Here is a 13,354-nt window from a genome sequence, read left to right as displayed (position 1 = left end):
GGTCGCAAGCTCCTTGGGTTGAAAGAAGCCCTTTGCGTCCATTCGAGTGCTGCGTACTCGGGCGAGCGAATGATAGTAATTCTCAACAACGCCGTCCAGCCAACGAGTTGCCTTTCGAAGTAGCCCTTTTCGGATTTGCCCATGCCCGATGGAGTAAATTGCCCGTTGCCCCATGAACCGCAAAAGCACCACCGTCATTCCGCTCTCCGAGATCGGCCGCGCGCGCCCCGCCGTGGCGGTCCCGGACGTTGCCGTGCCCGCCACCGGGCGGCTGCTCGACCGGCTGGGCCGGCCGCTGACCGACCTGCGCATCAGCGTGACCGACCGCTGCAACTTCCGCTGCAGCTATTGCATGCCGAAGGATGTGTTCGACAAGGACTACCAGTACCTGCCGCACAGCGCGCTGCTGAGCTTCGAGGAAATGACCCGCCTGGCCCGCCTGTTCGCGGCCCATGGCGTGCGCAAGATCCGCCTCACCGGCGGCGAGCCGCTGCTGCGCAAGAACATCGAGGCGCTGATCGGGCAACTGTCTGAAATCCGCACCCCGGGCGGCGAACCGCTCGCGCTCACGCTCACCACCAACGGCTCGCTGCTGCAGCGCAAGGCAGCCGCACTGGCCGCCGCCGGCCTGCAGCGCGTGACCGTGAGCCTCGACAGCCTGGACGATGCGGTGTTCCGCCACATGAACGACGTCGATTTTCCGGTGGCCGACGTGCTCGCCGGCATCGAGGCGGCGCTGGCCGCGGGCCTCGGCCCGCTGAAGGTGAACATGGTGGTCAAGCGCGGCACCAACGAGCAGGAAATCCTGCCGATGGCGCGCTACTTCCGCGACCACCACGGCGGCAAGGTGGTGCTGCGCTTCATCGAATACATGGACGTGGGCGCCACCAACGGCTGGCGCATGGACGAGGTGCTGCCCTCGGCCGAGGTCATTGCGCGCATCGGCGCCGAGTTCCCGCTGGCGCCGCTCGAGCCCAGCGCGCCGGGCGAAACCGCCCAGCGATGGGCCTACGCCGACGGCGGGGGAGAAATCGGCGTGATCAGCAGCGTGACCCAGGCCTTCTGCCACGACTGCAGCCGCGCGCGCCTCTCCACCGAGGGCAAGCTCTACCTGTGCCTCTTCGCGAGCGCGGGCCACGACCTGCGCCCCCTGCTGCGCGGCACCGCCACCGACGAGGACATCGGCTCCGCCATCGGCCACATCTGGCAGGGCCGCGCCGACCGCTATTCCGAACTGCGCGCGCTCCGCGGCCCCGACGGCGGCGAGCACGATGCCAACGACCCCGCGCCGCGCCGCGTCGAAATGAGCTATATCGGCGGATGACCCCAAAAACACAAGATTCCATTTCCCCCGGCGAGATCACCGGCCTGCTGCTGGCCGGCGGCCGCGGTTCGCGCATGGGCGGCATCGACAAGGGCCTGCAGAACTTCAACGGCTCGCCGCTCGCCATGCACGCCGTGCTGCGCCTGGGCATGCAGGTGGGCGAGGTCATGATCAATGCCAACCGCAACCTGGCAGCTTATGAATCCTTCGGCGTTCCGGTGTGGCCCGACAGCCTGGCCGACTATGCCGGCCCGCTCGCGGGCTTCCTGACCGGCCTCGAACGCTGCGAAACGCCCTACCTGCTCACCGTGCCCTGCGACACGCCGCTGTTTCCGCTCGACCTGGCGAGCCGGCTGGCCGAGGCCCTGGTGGCCAACGACGCGGAAATTGCCATGGTCAGCGCGCCCGAGGCCGCCGCCGAACCCGGCGCGGCGCCGGTGCTGCGGCCGCAGCCGGTGTTCTGCCTGCTGCACACCACGCTGCTCGAAAGCCTGGTGAACTTCACCCAGTCCGGCGGCCGCAAGATCGACGCCTGGACCGCGCAGCACCGCACGGTGCTCGTGCCCTTCGACCGGCCCGGCGATGCGCCCGACGCCTTTTTCAATGCCAACACGCTGGCCGAACTGCACGCGCTGGAAAACCGATGAGCCGCATCGCCGACATTGCCGCCGCCCTTGCCGGCTATGACCCCCAGGCGCTGAGCGTCCAGGGCGTCCAGGCTTTCCTGGCGCAGCTCGTGGGGCCCGCCGTGGTGTCCGAGCGCGAAGACGTCGCGCTGCGCGAAGCGCTCGGCCGCGTGCTGGCCGAAGACATCATTTCGCCGGTCAGCGTGCCGCCCCACGACAACTCCGCGATGGACGGCTTTGCCTTCGACGGCGCGATCCTGCGGGACGATTCGCCCACGGACGCCTCCATCGAGCTGCGCGTGGTGGGTACCGCCTTGGCGGGCACGGCCTGGCGCGGCGCGCTGGCTGCCGGCGACGCGGTTCGCATCATGACGGGCGCGGTCATGCCCGAAGGGCTCGACACCGTGATCCCGCAGGAATTCTGCAAGGTCGACGGCGACCGCGTGCGCTTTCCCGCCAAGGTGCTTCGGCGCGGCGACAACCGCCGCTTCGCGGGCGAAGACCTCATGCAGGGACAGCCGGCCCTGCGGCGCGGCGAGCGCCTGTCGCCCGCCGCGCTGGGCATGGTCGCCAGCCTGGGGCTGCCTTCGGTGCCCGCGCTGCGGCGGCTGCGCGTGGCCTATTTCTCGACCGGCGATGAGATCCTGAGCCTGGGCGAGCCGCCGCGCGAAGGCGCGGTGTACGACAGCAACCGCTACACGGTGTTCGGCCTGCTCACGCGGCTGGGCTGCGAAGTGATCGACCTGGGCCTGGTGCGCGACGACCCGGCCACGCTTGGCGCCACGCTGCAGCAGGCCGCGGGCCAGGCCGACGCCATCATCACCAGCGGCGGCGTGAGCGTCGGCGCCGCCGACCATACGCGCGCCGTGATGCAGCAGCTTGGCGACATGGCTTTCTGGCGCGTGGCGATGCGCCCCGGCCGGCCGATGGCGGTCGGGCTCGTTCCGCGCAGCCAGCAGGCCGCGCCAGGCTCGGCGGTGCTCTTCGGGCTGCCCGGCAATCCGGTGGCCGTCATGGTCACCTTTCTTGCCTTCGTGCGGCCCGCCCTGCTGCGCATGATGGGCTGCCACGAGATTGCCGCCGCGCCGCCGCCCCTGCTGCGCGCGCGCGCAGCGAGCGCCATCCGCAAGAAGCCCGGCCGCACCGAATACCAGCGCGGCTTCGTGCGCGCTGTGGCCGGTGCGCTGCCCGAGGTTCGCATTGCCGGCAACCAGGGCTCCGGCGTGCTGAGTTCGATGGTCGAGGCCAACGGGCTCGTGGTGCTGCACCACGACCAGGGCAATGTGGCCGCGGGCGACGAAGTCGACGTGATGATGCTGGAGGCATAGCCCCGCCACGGGCCGCGCACTCAGCAGCGGCTCAGATCCGGCCCAGCGCCTTGTCCACGCCCTTGTTGGCAAGCATGTCGGCGCGCTCGTTGCCGACGTCGCCCGAATGGCCCTTGACCCAGCGCCATTCGATCACGTGGCCCCCTTCGGCCACCAGCTTGTCGAGTTTCTGCCAGAGCTCGACGTTCTTGACCGGCTGCTTGGTCGAGGTGCGCCAGCCCTTGGCCTTCCAGCCGCGGATCCATTCGGTGATGCCCATGCGCACGTACTGGCTGTCCAGGTAGAGAATGACCTTGCAGGGCCGCTTGAGCGCGGCCAGGCCCTCGATCACGGCGGTGAGCTCCATCCGGTTGTTGGTGGTGTTGAGTTCGCCGCCGAACAGTTCCTTTTCGGTGGCGCCCGACTTGAGCCACGCGCCCCAGCCGCCGGGGCCGGGATTGCCTTTGCACGCACCATCGGTGTAGATCACGACTTCGTTCAAAACGCTCTTTTCCTTCTTCTTTCAATATTCGATATTCAATCGGCGCGGTCGGCCTTGGCCTTGTGCATCTTGCCTGCAATGGGTACCGGCGCCGTGGCGCGCGCCGCCGCGCGGCGCCAATCGGCGCTCAGCAGGCGCATGCCGCGCACCCGCTTGACGGCCACCAGGAAGTACACCGCACCGAAGATGGGCCACCAGCGCTCGCCGGCGGCGTCCATCCAGCGGCAGCGCTCGAGCCACGCCTCGCTGCGCACCGCGGGCCGGTAGACGCCGAAGCGTCCCGATTCCACCTCGAAGCTCAGGAGCCGCAGCCAGTCGCGCATGCGCCAGTAGCCGATGAACTCGCCGCCCTCGGGCAAAAAGAGATCGCCGAAGCCGAGCTTGCGGTACAGGTGCGCGCGGCGCTGCCGCATGCCCCAGAGGCTGGCCGGATTGAGCCCGCAGATCACCACGCGGCCCTCGGGCACCAGCACCCGCTCCACTTCGCGCAAGGCCGCATGGGGGTCCTGGCTCAGCTCGAGCGCATGCGGCAGCACTACCAAGTCGAGGCTGTTGGCGGCAAACGGCAGCGCCGCAAAATCGGTGAACAGCGCAGCCCTGCCGGACGGCTGGCCGGGTTCGGGCAGTGCCAGCCATCGATGCGGCATGCGGTTGGTGCGCAGGCCATCGACTCCGGCGGCGCCGAGCTGCAGCGCGTGGTAGCCGAAAATATCCGCCACGGCCTCGTCGAACTGGGCCTGCTCCCACGCGAGCAGGTAGCGGCCGGGGGGGGTCGCGAACCAATCCTGCAAACCTATAATTTGACCGCTCATGACCCTTGTTCCGCTGCCCGCCTTCGCTGACAACTACATCTGGATGCTGCAGGACGGATCCAACGCGATCGTTGTGGACCCGGGCGACGCCCAACCGGTGTTCGACGCCTTGGCGCGCGACAAGCTGCAGCTCGCCGCGATTCTAGTCACGCACCATCACCCCGATCACACCGGCGGCGTGGCCGCGCTCCATGCGGCCACCGGCGCGCCGGTCTTCGGCCCCGCGCGCGAACGCATTCCGGAGCCCTTCCAGCCGCTGTCGCATGGCGACAGCGCCGAGGTGCTCGGGCTGCGCTTCGAGGTCATCGACGTGCCGGGCCATACGGCCGGCCACATCGCCTACTTCCTGCCCGCAAGCGCAGGCCGGGCGCCGCTTCTTTTTTGCGGCGACACGCTGTTCTCCGGCGGCTGCGGCCGGCTGTTCGAAGGCACGCCGGCGCAAATGCTGGCTTCGCTCGATGCGCTCGCCGCGCTGCCGGGTGACACCCGCGTGTGCTGCGCACACGAATACACACTTGCTAACCTGCGTTTCGCCCGCGCGGTGGAACCCGGCAATGCCGATCTGACTCAGTACAGCGCGCACTGCGAAAGCCTGCGCGCGCAGGGGCAGCCCACGCTGCCCTCGCAACTGGCCACCGAACGCCGGATCAACCCTTTTCTTCGCAGCCGCGAAGCCACTGTCCTTAGAGCGGTGCGCGAGCACGCCGAGCTTTCCGCCGATGCGGCCGAAGCCGACGTGTTCGCTGCGCTGCGCCAATGGAAAAACGACTTCCGATGAAACTTATCGCTGCTGTCTGCCTTGCAGGCTCACTGTTGCTCGCGGGCTGCGCGGGCACTACCAGCTCGTCTTCCTCCTCCACCACATCCGCGCAACCCACCGCCGGCGGCACCGGCTCCAAGGCCTCCGGCAGCGCGGCGCCGGTCTACCCGGGCGGGCCGCTCACCCCCATCACCAGCAGCGAAGCCCATTCGCAGAGCGTCGTCACGCTGGCGCCGCCCGCCGACATGTGGGACCGCATCCGCCGCGGCTTCAAGATGCCGAACCTCGAGAGCGACCTGGTGCGCGACCGCGAGCAGTGGTATGCCACCCGGCCCGACTACATCCAGCGCATGACCGAGCGCTCGAACAAGTACATCTTCCACATCGTCGAGGAACTCGAGCGGCGCAACATGCCGACCGAACTCGCGCTGCTGCCGTACATCGAGAGCGCATTCAACCCGCAGGCCATTTCCAGCGCGCGCGCCGCGGGCATGTGGCAGTTCATGCCCGCCACCGGCACCGACTTCGACCTGAAGCAGAACATCTTCCGCGACGACAGGCGCGACGTGGTGGCCTCGACGCGCGCCGCACTCGACTACCTGCAAAAGCTCTACGGCATGTTCGGCGACTGGCAGCTCGCGCTGGCCGCCTACAACTGGGGCGAAGGCAGCGTGAGCCGCGCCATCGCCAAGAACCAGCGCCTGGGCCTGCCCACCACCTACAGCGATCTTTCCATGCCGGCCGAAACGCGGTTCTACGTGCCCAAGCTGCAGGCGGTGAAGAACATCGTGGCCAATCCGCAGGCGTTCAACACCGAGCTGCCGCTGATCGCGAACCACCCGTATTTCCAGACCGTGACGCTCACGCGCGACCTCGACGTCGAACTGGCGGCCAAGCTCGCCGACATCCGGCTCGAGGACTTCCGCGCCCTCAACCCGGCCGCGCACAAGCCGGTGCTGCTGGCGGCCGGCACGCCGCAGATCCTCTTGCCCTGGGACAACGCGGCCGTGTTCCAGCGCAACTTCGATGCGTACTCGCAAGGCCAGTACGCCAGCTGGACGGCATGGGTGGTTCCCAACACGATGACGGTGGCCGACGCCGCCCAGCGCTCGGGCATGAGCGAGGCCGACCTGCGCGCGCTCAACAGCATCCCGCCGCGCATGCTCATCAAGGCCGGCTCGACGCTCATCGTGCCGCGCGGCGCCCGCGTCAAGGAAGACGTGACCGCGCTGGTGGCCGACAGCGGCCACCTGAGCTTCCAGCCCGAAATCGTCAATCGCCGCACCACCGTCAAGGCGGGACGCAACGACAGCGTGGCCAGCATCGCGCGCCGCTACAAGCTCAAGCCCGACAGCGTGGCCGAGTGGAACGACGTCAAGCTCAACCATTCGTTCAAGCGCGGCTACAGCGTGGTGGTGTACCTGCCGGTTCGCGCTGCGCCCGAGGCGCGCGTCGGGTCGGGCGCGGCACGGGCGCGCGGCCGCGCCGCCGTTGCCACCAAGCGCGGCGGCAGCCCGGTGAAGGCGGTTGCCGCACGCGGCAGCAACGTGGTGAAGTCGCCGGCAGGCAAGCAGGTCGTGCGCGAGAAGCGCGGCGGCACGCCGTCGAAGAAGAAAAAGCGCTGAAGCGGGCGCACCGCAGCGCTAGAGTTTTTCGGTCTCCCCGCTGCGCGGCTGCCACTTCATCAGCCGCTTCTCGATCAGGCCGACCAGGCCGTCGAGCAAGAGCGCGAAGGCCGTCAGCACCACGATGCCGGCAAAGACGGTGTTCACGTCGAAGGTGCCTTCGGCCTGGAGGATCAGGTAGCCCACACCGCGCGCCGAACCCAGGTACTCGCCGACCACCGCGCCGACGAAGGCCAGGCCCACCGAGGTGTGCAGGCTCGAGAACACCCAGCTCGTCGCGCTCGGCAGGTAGACCGTGCGAAGCAGCTGCCGCTGGTTGGCGCCGAGCATCTTCGCGTTGGCCAGCACCACCGGGCTCACCTCGCGCACGCCCTGGTAGACGTTGAAGAACACGATGAAGAACACCAGCGTGACGGCCAGCGCCACCTTGCTCCAGATGCCGAGGCCAAACCAGAGCGCGAAGATGGGCGCGAGGATCACGCGCGGCATCGAGTTGGCGGCCTTGATGTAGGGATCGAGGATCAGGCTCGCGGTGGGTGCCAGCGCCAGCCAGAGTCCGCAGGCCAGGCCGAGCACGGTGCCGATGCCGAAGGCCAGCACCGTTTCGAGCAGCGTGGTGCCCAGGTGCCGGTAGATGTCGGCATTGCCCTTCAGGCCCTCAGGAAACAGCAGGTTCGGCGGCACCTCGAACGGCAGGAACCAGCTCCAGATGCGCCCCGCCACCTGGATCGGCTCGCCAAGGAAAAAGGCGATCTGCTGGTTGCGCGACGCCAGGTGCCAGCCCACCAGCAGCACCCCCAGCAGCACCAGCTGCCAGAAGCGTGCATTGCGTTCGTTCAGGCGCGGCATCATGCGGCCTTCCTCAGCTGCTGCGCATAGCCCTTGAGCACTTCGTCGCGCAGCACCTCCCAGATCTGCGTATGCAGCTCGACGAAGCGCGGCTGAGTGCGCACCTCGGCCACGTCGCGCGGGCGCGCGAGATCGATGGCGAACTCGCCGATCGGATGCGTGGCCGGGCCGGCCGACAGCACCACCACGCGGTCGCTCATCGCAATGGCTTCGTCGAGGTCGTGCGTGATGAAGAGCACGGCCTTCCGACCTTGTGAGCCCCCGGGCGCTGCGCGCCCACCCCCCGAGGGGGTGAGCTCCGGCCTTGGGGCGGCCCGGCGGCCTCCGCTCGGCGCGCTCCAGAGTTCGAGCACCTCGTTTTCCATCAGCTGGCGCGTCTGGATGTCGAGCGCGCTGAAGGGCTCGTCCATGAGGATGATGTCGGGGTCGAGCACCAGCGTCTGCGCCAGCGCCACGCGCTTGCGCATGCCGCCCGAGAGCTGGTGCGGATAGCGGTCGCCAAAGCCCGAGAGGCCCACGCGAGAAAGCCAGGCCTCGGCCTGTTCGCGTGCATCGGCGTCGGACACGCCGCGGTACTGCAGCCCCACCATCACGTTGTCGATGGCGCTGCGCCACGGCATCAGCGCCTCGGTCTGGAACATGTAGCCGGCGCGCGCGTTCACGCCCGCCAGCGTCTGGCCGAAGACCTTGATGGTGCCCGACGAAGGCTCGAGCAAGCCGGCGCCCACGTTCAGCAAGGTCGACTTGCCGCAACCCGTGGGGCCCACCACCGAGACGAACTCCCCTGCTCTCACGCGCAGCGTGGTGTCGGCCACCGCGGTGTAGCGCTGGCCCGGATCGTCCTTCGAATGGAAGGTGCAGCTGATGGAGAGAAGCTCGAGTGCGTAGTCGGACATGTCTGGCAGGAATTCTGGCATTGGCCGCCACAAGAAAAAACCCGGCCGAGGCCGGGTCGCGGGGACGTTCGGAGTCAGGCTTTGAACCTGTCTTTCGCGCGCCTAGCAAAATCGTTGGTGTAGGTCTTCATGAGATCGATCTTGTCGGGCTTCACTGCCGTGTCGAAGCTCGAGATCGCGGTGAGCGCCGTCTTGGGACCGTCGGCCGGCACGAGGCCGTCGGTGGCGATCGATTCGCGCACCTTGTCGAAGGATGCGAGGTACAGCGCGCGGTCGCCGAGCAGGTAGGTTTCGGGCACCGTCTTGATGATGTCGCCGGGCCCGGCGGTCTGCAGCCACTTGAGGCCGTGGACGATGGCATTGGCCAGCGCCTGGCAGGTGTTGGGATTCTTCTGGATGAAGTCGACCGGCGCGTAGAGGCAGGCCGCGGGCATCGGTCCACCGAACACCTGCTGCGTGCCCTTGAGCGTGCGCGTGTCGCTGATGATCTTCACGTCGCCCTTCTGCTCGAGCATGGTCATGACGGGGTCGGTGTTGCTGATGGCGTCGATCTGGCCCGAGCGCAGCGCCGTGAGCGCGCCGGCCGCCACGCCCACGCCGATGTAGCTCACGTCGCTGGCCTTGAGGCCGCCGCGCGACAGCACCAGGTTGGCCACCATGTTGGTCGAGGAGCCCGGCGCCGAGACGCCGATCTTCTTGCCCTTGAGATCCGGAATGCCGGTGTAGCCCGCCATGTTCTTGGTCGACACGCCCACCGCGATCTGCGGCGCGCGGCCCTGCAGCACGAAGGCCTGGAAGAACTGGTTCTTGGCCTGCAGGTTGATGGTGTGCTCGTACGCGCCGGAGCACACGTCCGCCGATCCGCCCACCACGGCCTGCAGCGCGCGTGCGCCGCCTGCGAAGTCGGAGATCTCGACGTCGAGGCCTTCGGCCTTGAAGTAGCCGAGCTGTTCGGAGATGGTGAGCGGCAAATAGTAGAACGCCGCCTTGCCGCCCACCGCGATGGAAATCTTCGTCTTCTCGAGCTTGGCCTGCGCAAAGACCCGCGGCAACGCAATGGTTGCCGCAGCGACTGCGGACACTGTCATGAGGGTTCTGCGGTGGAGCATGGAGCAATCCTGCGGGCGCTTGATTCTGGTGGACTGAATCGAGCTTAGGGGTGCGCCCCCGTTGCCTGCATCGGGGTCATCCCGTGCGGGTTTCCACGTAAGCATGAAGGCCTCCACGAGGCCTGTGCCGAACGGCCTGCTGCGCGCTGGCGCAGAGGCTTTTTTCGCTCTTAGCGCGCGATAAAAAGGATCGCGATATTGACCACGAAACCGAGCGCCCAGACCGCGCTGCGCACGGAGCCGATGCCCTTGATGTAGACCGCGATATAGATCGCACGCAATACGACATAGGCCGCTGCCAGCATGTCGAGCCGCGCCTGATTGGCGCCGAGCTGGTGCGCAATGATCACCGCGCCGATGAAGAACGGAAGGCCTTCGAAGCTGTTGGCCTGCGCGCTGTTGGCACGCGCGCGCCAGCCGCTTTGCTTTGCGGCCCAGTCGCGCGGCTGCACGTTGTCGCGTGGACCGAAGCTGCCGGCCTTGGCGATCCATGCCGCGAGATACGGCAGGCCGCAGGCGATGAACACGCACCAGTAGGCGACGGTGAGCAAGGAAAAGGTCATGGGGGTTGCTTGTCTCCGTTCAGCGCAGCGGCTGCAGCGGCCGCTGCGCGCTATCGGCGGTCCACCAGGGCATGCGCGATGGTGCCGAGATCCACGTATTCGAGTTCGCTGCCCGCGGGCACGCCGCGCGCGAGGCGCGTCACGTTCAGGCCGCGCTGCCGGAGCGCTTCGCCGATCACGTGCGCGGTGGCTTCGCCCTCGGCCGTGAAGTTGGTGGCCAGGATGACCTCGCTCACGGTGCCGTCCAGCGCGCGGTCGAAGAGCTTCTGCAGGCCGATGTCCTTGGGCCCGATGCCGTCGAGCGGACTGAGCTTGCCCATCAGCACGAAGTAGTAGCCGCGGAAGGCACCGGTGCGCTCGAGCGCGGCCTGGTCGGCCGGCGTCTCGACCACGCAGAGCTTGCCTGCGTCGCGGCGCGTGTCCAGGCACACGTTGCAGACCGGCGCTTCGGTGAAAGTGTTGCAGCGCTCGCAATGCCGCACGTTGCCGGCCGCCTGCTGCAAGGCGCGCGCAAGCAGTTGCGCGCCCTCGCGGTCATGCTGCAGCAAGTGGAAAGCCATGCGCGAGGCCGACTTGACGCCGACACCCGGCAGGCGGCGCAGCGCATCGACCAGGGCGTCGAGCGAACTGGCGTCGGCCATCAATGGCTCAGAACGGCAGCTTCATGCCGGGCGGGAGGCCCGGCATGCCCGCGGTGAGCTTGCCCATCTTCTGCTCGCTGGTTTCCTCGGCCTTGCGCACCGCGGCATTGAAGGCGGCGGCCACGAGGTCTTCGAGCATGTCCTTGTCGTCGGCCAGGAGGCTCGGGTCGATGGTGATGCGCTTGACGTCGTGCTTGCAGGTCATCACGACCTTGACGAGGCCCGCGCCCGACTCGCCTTCGACCTCGATGGTGGCCAGTTCTTCCTGGGCCTTCTTGAGGTTGTCCTGCATTGCCTGCGCCTGCTTCATGAGGCCGGCCAGTTGTCCTTTGTTGAACATCGTTGGTCCTGATTGGTTGGAATGGGGGAAGGATAAGAGAGATGGCGGCCGATGCCGAATGCCGCAGGAGCCGGCACGGTTTTTCAGTGGTGTTCCGTCAGGCGGGCTTGAGTGTTCCGGGCACGATCTTCGCATCGAATTCGCGCATCAGCATCTGCACTTCGGGATCGCTGCGGATGGCCTCCTCGGCCACGCGCTGGCGCTCGTCGGCCGCCTGCTTGTTGCGGCGCGCGGGGCTGTCGACCACGCCGCCGATTTCAATGGCGAGCTTCACGCCGTGGCCAAGCGCGGCCAGCGCATCGGTGAGCTTGTCGCGGGCCGAAGGCTGGTTGAGCAGCTCGCGCTCGACGCGAAGTATCCACTGGTCGACGTCGCGCGCCACCAGCTGCGACTGCAGCGCGAGTTCGCGCGCCAGGGCGTTGATGCTCTCGGCCGCGATCATCTGCGTGACTGTGGCGTGCCAGAAGTCGCCGTCCTCGCTCGGCGGAATCGGCGGCGCCGGTCCGCGCTGCTCGTCGGGGCGCGGCACGTCCCGCTGGCTCGGCGGCGGCTGCACGCGCATGGGAACGGCAAGCACCCGCGGCGCCTCTGCAGCCGGCGAGGGCTCGGGCTCGGCGGAAGGCCGGGGCCCGTTTGGCCGTACGGGCTCGCTGACCACGGCCAGGCGCTGGCCGGCCGGCGCCGGGTTGGACCGCGGTACCGGCGCAGCCACGGAAATCGCCGTTGGCGGCGCGGCGATCGCCGCCGTGGCTTGTTGAGCCGGCGCTACGGACGCAGGGACCGAAACCGCCCGGGCGGCTTCATTCAGAGTTTTTTTTTCCGCGGAGGCCGAAGAAGCGGCCGCGTTGGAAGGCTTGAAAGCCAGGAGCCGCAGCAGCACCATGGTCAGCGCCGCGTACTCGTCAGGCGCCAGCCCCAGTTCGCCGCGCCCGTGCAGGCACAGGCTGTAGAGCAACTGGGTTTCGTCGGCCGGCATCAGCGACGCGAGGCGTGCCGTGTCGGCCGCGTCGGGGTCGGTGGCCGAATCGGCCGATTCCGCCCGCGAGGGCACCGCCTGCAGCACGGCCATGGCCTGCAGCACCGCGGTCATTTCTTCCAGCGTGGACGCGGCGGACATGCCGTCGCGCCGCAGTGCCTCGGAGGTGTCGACCACCGTCCGGCCATCGCCCTGCGCAAGCGCCTCGATCAGCTTGAACACATGGCCGCGGTCCACGCTGCCGAGCATCTGGCGCACGCCGTTTTCGAGCAGCTCGCCGTTGCCGAAGGCAATGGCCTGGTCGGTGAGCGACAGCGCATCGCGCATCGAGCCGCGTGCGGCGCGCGCCAGCAGGCGCAGCGCCTGCGGCTCGGCCGGCACCTGTTCGGCCTGCAGCACGCCCGTGAGGTGCTCCAGCACCGTCTCGGGCGCCATCGGCCGCAGGTTGAACTGCAGGCAGCGCGACAGCACCGTGACCGGCACCTTCTGCGGATCGGTGGTCGCGAGCACGAACTTGAGGTATTCCGGCGGCTCCTCGAGCGTCTTCAGCATCGCGTTGAACGCGGTGTTGGTGAGCATGTGCACTTCGTCGATCATGAAGACCTTGAAGCGTCCCTGCACCGGCTTGTAGACCGCCTGCTCGAGCAGCGACTGCACCTCGTCCACGCCGCGGTTCGATGCCGCGTCGAGTTCGGTGTAGTCGACGAAACGGCCCGAATCGATGTCCTTGCAGGCCTGGCACACCCCGCAAGGCGTGGCCGTGATGCCGCCCTGCCCGTCCGGCCCCTGGCAATTGAGCGACTTGGCCAGGATGCGCGAGACGGTGGTCTTGCCCACGCCCCGCGTTCCGGTGAAAAGATAGGCGTGATGCAGGCGCTGCGTGGTCAACGCGTTCTCGAGCGCCTGCACCACGTGCCCCTGGCCAACCATCTCACCGAAGGTTTTAGGACGGAACTTGCGAGCGAGCACGAGATAAGACATTGCGGGCATTCTAAAAGGCGCCGCACCGGCCTCGCCTTCACCC

Annotated in this window: 14 protein-coding genes; 5 read left to right on the top strand and 9 right to left on the bottom strand. The window is 68.1% G+C overall.

From position 1 onward, the window contains the following. Positions 1-172: 172 nt before the first annotated feature. Genes moaA through moeA form a run of 3 tightly spaced genes read left to right on the top strand, consistent with a single transcriptional unit; the run spans position 173 to position 3,278 of the window. On the top strand, positions 173-1,324 hold the full coding sequence (moaA, locus tag RZE77_RS12870) for a GTP 3',8-cyclase MoaA (protein WP_319442162.1): 1,152 nt from the start codon (positions 173-175) through the stop codon (positions 1,322-1,324). Further along, complete coding sequence (mobA, locus tag RZE77_RS12865) at positions 1,321-1,971, top strand: molybdenum cofactor guanylyltransferase MobA (protein ID WP_319442161.1); 651 nt, start codon at positions 1,321-1,323, stop codon at positions 1,969-1,971. The genes moaA and mobA overlap by 4 nt, the downstream gene beginning before the upstream one ends. After that, complete coding sequence (moeA, locus tag RZE77_RS12860) at positions 1,968-3,278, top strand: molybdopterin molybdotransferase MoeA (RefSeq protein WP_319442160.1); 1,311 nt, start codon at positions 1,968-1,970, stop codon at positions 3,276-3,278. The genes mobA and moeA overlap by 4 nt, the downstream gene beginning before the upstream one ends. A gap of 31 nt (positions 3,279-3,309) precedes the next feature. Here the strand turns inward: moeA and rnhA are convergent, their stop codons facing one another. Next, a complete protein-coding gene (gene rnhA / locus RZE77_RS12855; protein ID WP_012747450.1) occupies positions 3,310-3,759 on the bottom strand; it encodes a ribonuclease HI in 450 nt (149 codons plus the stop codon). Between the two features lie 35 nt (positions 3,760-3,794). Then, on the bottom strand, positions 3,795-4,571 hold the full coding sequence (locus tag RZE77_RS12850) for a class I SAM-dependent methyltransferase (protein ID WP_319442159.1): 777 nt from the start codon (positions 4,569-4,571) through the stop codon (positions 3,795-3,797). On the opposite strand from RZE77_RS12850, the gene gloB reads away from it, so the two are divergent. Together gloB and RZE77_RS12840 are read left to right on the top strand one after the other, a co-directional pair. Next, a complete protein-coding gene (gloB, locus tag RZE77_RS12845) occupies positions 4,570-5,349 on the top strand; it encodes a hydroxyacylglutathione hydrolase (RefSeq protein WP_319442158.1) in 780 nt (259 codons plus the stop codon). The genes RZE77_RS12850 and gloB overlap by 2 nt on opposite strands. Beyond that, positions 5,346-6,956, top strand: coding sequence for a transglycosylase SLT domain-containing protein (locus RZE77_RS12840; RefSeq protein ID WP_319442157.1), 1,611 nt, complete (start codon positions 5,346-5,348; stop codon positions 6,954-6,956). The genes gloB and RZE77_RS12840 overlap by 4 nt, the downstream gene beginning before the upstream one ends. Positions 6,957-6,974: 18 nt before the next feature. Here the strand turns inward: RZE77_RS12840 and RZE77_RS12835 are convergent, their stop codons facing one another. The 7 genes from RZE77_RS12835 to dnaX all read right to left on the bottom strand — a co-directional run bounded on the left by RZE77_RS12835 (position 6,975) and on the right by dnaX (position 13,311). Further along, entirely contained in the window at positions 6,975-7,808 is an 834-nt protein-coding gene (locus RZE77_RS12835) for an ABC transporter permease (RefSeq protein ID WP_405547516.1), read from the bottom strand. Further along, positions 7,805-8,701 carry an ABC transporter ATP-binding protein gene (locus RZE77_RS12830; RefSeq protein ID WP_319442156.1) on the bottom strand — a complete coding sequence of 299 codons (897 nt, stop codon included), beginning with the start codon at positions 8,699-8,701 and terminating at the stop codon, positions 7,805-7,807. The genes RZE77_RS12835 and RZE77_RS12830 overlap by 4 nt, the downstream gene beginning before the upstream one ends. A 74-nt stretch (positions 8,702-8,775) precedes the next feature. Further along, entirely contained in the window at positions 8,776-9,810 is a 1,035-nt protein-coding gene (locus RZE77_RS12825; RefSeq protein ID WP_319432238.1) for an ABC transporter substrate-binding protein, read from the bottom strand. A 170-nt stretch (positions 9,811-9,980) separates the two neighbouring features. Beyond that, positions 9,981-10,373, bottom strand: a complete 393-nt coding sequence (locus RZE77_RS12820; RefSeq protein ID WP_319442155.1) for an MAPEG family protein — start codon at positions 10,371-10,373, stop codon at positions 9,981-9,983. A gap of 50 nt (positions 10,374-10,423) precedes the next feature. Beyond that, on the bottom strand, positions 10,424-11,014 hold the full coding sequence (recR, locus tag RZE77_RS12815; RefSeq protein WP_025569363.1) for a recombination mediator RecR: 591 nt from the start codon (positions 11,012-11,014) through the stop codon (positions 10,424-10,426). Positions 11,015-11,021: 7 nt separating this feature from the next. Next, positions 11,022-11,354 carry a YbaB/EbfC family nucleoid-associated protein gene (locus tag RZE77_RS12810; protein WP_012747441.1) on the bottom strand — a complete coding sequence of 111 codons (333 nt, stop codon included), beginning with the start codon at positions 11,352-11,354 and terminating at the stop codon, positions 11,022-11,024. A gap of 97 nt (positions 11,355-11,451) precedes the next feature. After that, the gene (dnaX, locus tag RZE77_RS12805; RefSeq protein ID WP_319442154.1) at positions 11,452-13,311 is read right to left on the bottom strand and encodes a DNA polymerase III subunit gamma/tau; all 1,860 of its coding nucleotides are present in this window, start codon (positions 13,309-13,311) and stop codon (positions 11,452-11,454) included. Between the last annotated feature and the right edge of the window lie 43 nt (positions 13,312-13,354).

This window comes from Variovorax sp. SPNA7, from assembly GCF_033807855.1.
Taxonomy (GTDB): Bacteria; Pseudomonadota; Gammaproteobacteria; order Burkholderiales; family Burkholderiaceae_C; genus Variovorax; species Variovorax beijingensis.
The sequence above is the reverse complement of the archived record's forward strand: the minus strand, read 5'-3'. Positions and strand labels throughout refer to the sequence as shown.

Excerpts from the sequence above, each read along its gene's own strand:
- moaA (WP_319442162.1), top strand. The coding sequence starts at position 173 with ATGAACCGCAAAAGCACCACCGTCATTCCGCTCTCCGAGATCGGCCGC.
- mobA (WP_319442161.1), top strand. The coding sequence starts at position 1,321 with ATGACCCCAAAAACACAAGATTCCATTTCCCCCGGCGAGATCACCGGC.
- moeA (WP_319442160.1), top strand. The coding sequence starts at position 1,968 with ATGAGCCGCATCGCCGACATTGCCGCCGCCCTTGCCGGCTATGACCCC.
- gloB (WP_319442158.1), top strand. The coding sequence starts at position 4,570 with ATGACCCTTGTTCCGCTGCCCGCCTTCGCTGACAACTACATCTGGATG.
- RZE77_RS12850 (WP_319442159.1), bottom strand. The coding sequence starts at position 4,571 with ATGAGCGGTCAAATTATAGGTTTGCAGGATTGGTTCGCGACCCCCCCC.
- RZE77_RS12840 (WP_319442157.1), top strand. The coding sequence starts at position 5,346 with ATGAAACTTATCGCTGCTGTCTGCCTTGCAGGCTCACTGTTGCTCGCG.
- RZE77_RS12835 (WP_405547516.1), bottom strand. The coding sequence starts at position 7,808 with ATGATGCCGCGCCTGAACGAACGCAATGCACGCTTCTGGCAGCTGGTG.
- RZE77_RS12830 (WP_319442156.1), bottom strand. The coding sequence starts at position 8,701 with ATGTCCGACTACGCACTCGAGCTTCTCTCCATCAGCTGCACCTTCCAT.
- RZE77_RS12825 (WP_319432238.1), bottom strand. The coding sequence starts at position 9,810 with ATGCTCCACCGCAGAACCCTCATGACAGTGTCCGCAGTCGCTGCGGCA.
- RZE77_RS12820 (WP_319442155.1), bottom strand. The coding sequence starts at position 10,373 with ATGACCTTTTCCTTGCTCACCGTCGCCTACTGGTGCGTGTTCATCGCC.
- recR (WP_025569363.1), bottom strand. The coding sequence starts at position 11,014 with ATGGCCGACGCCAGTTCGCTCGACGCCCTGGTCGATGCGCTGCGCCGC.
- RZE77_RS12810 (WP_012747441.1), bottom strand. The coding sequence starts at position 11,354 with ATGTTCAACAAAGGACAACTGGCCGGCCTCATGAAGCAGGCGCAGGCA.
- dnaX (WP_319442154.1), bottom strand. The coding sequence starts at position 13,311 with ATGTCTTATCTCGTGCTCGCTCGCAAGTTCCGTCCTAAAACCTTCGGT.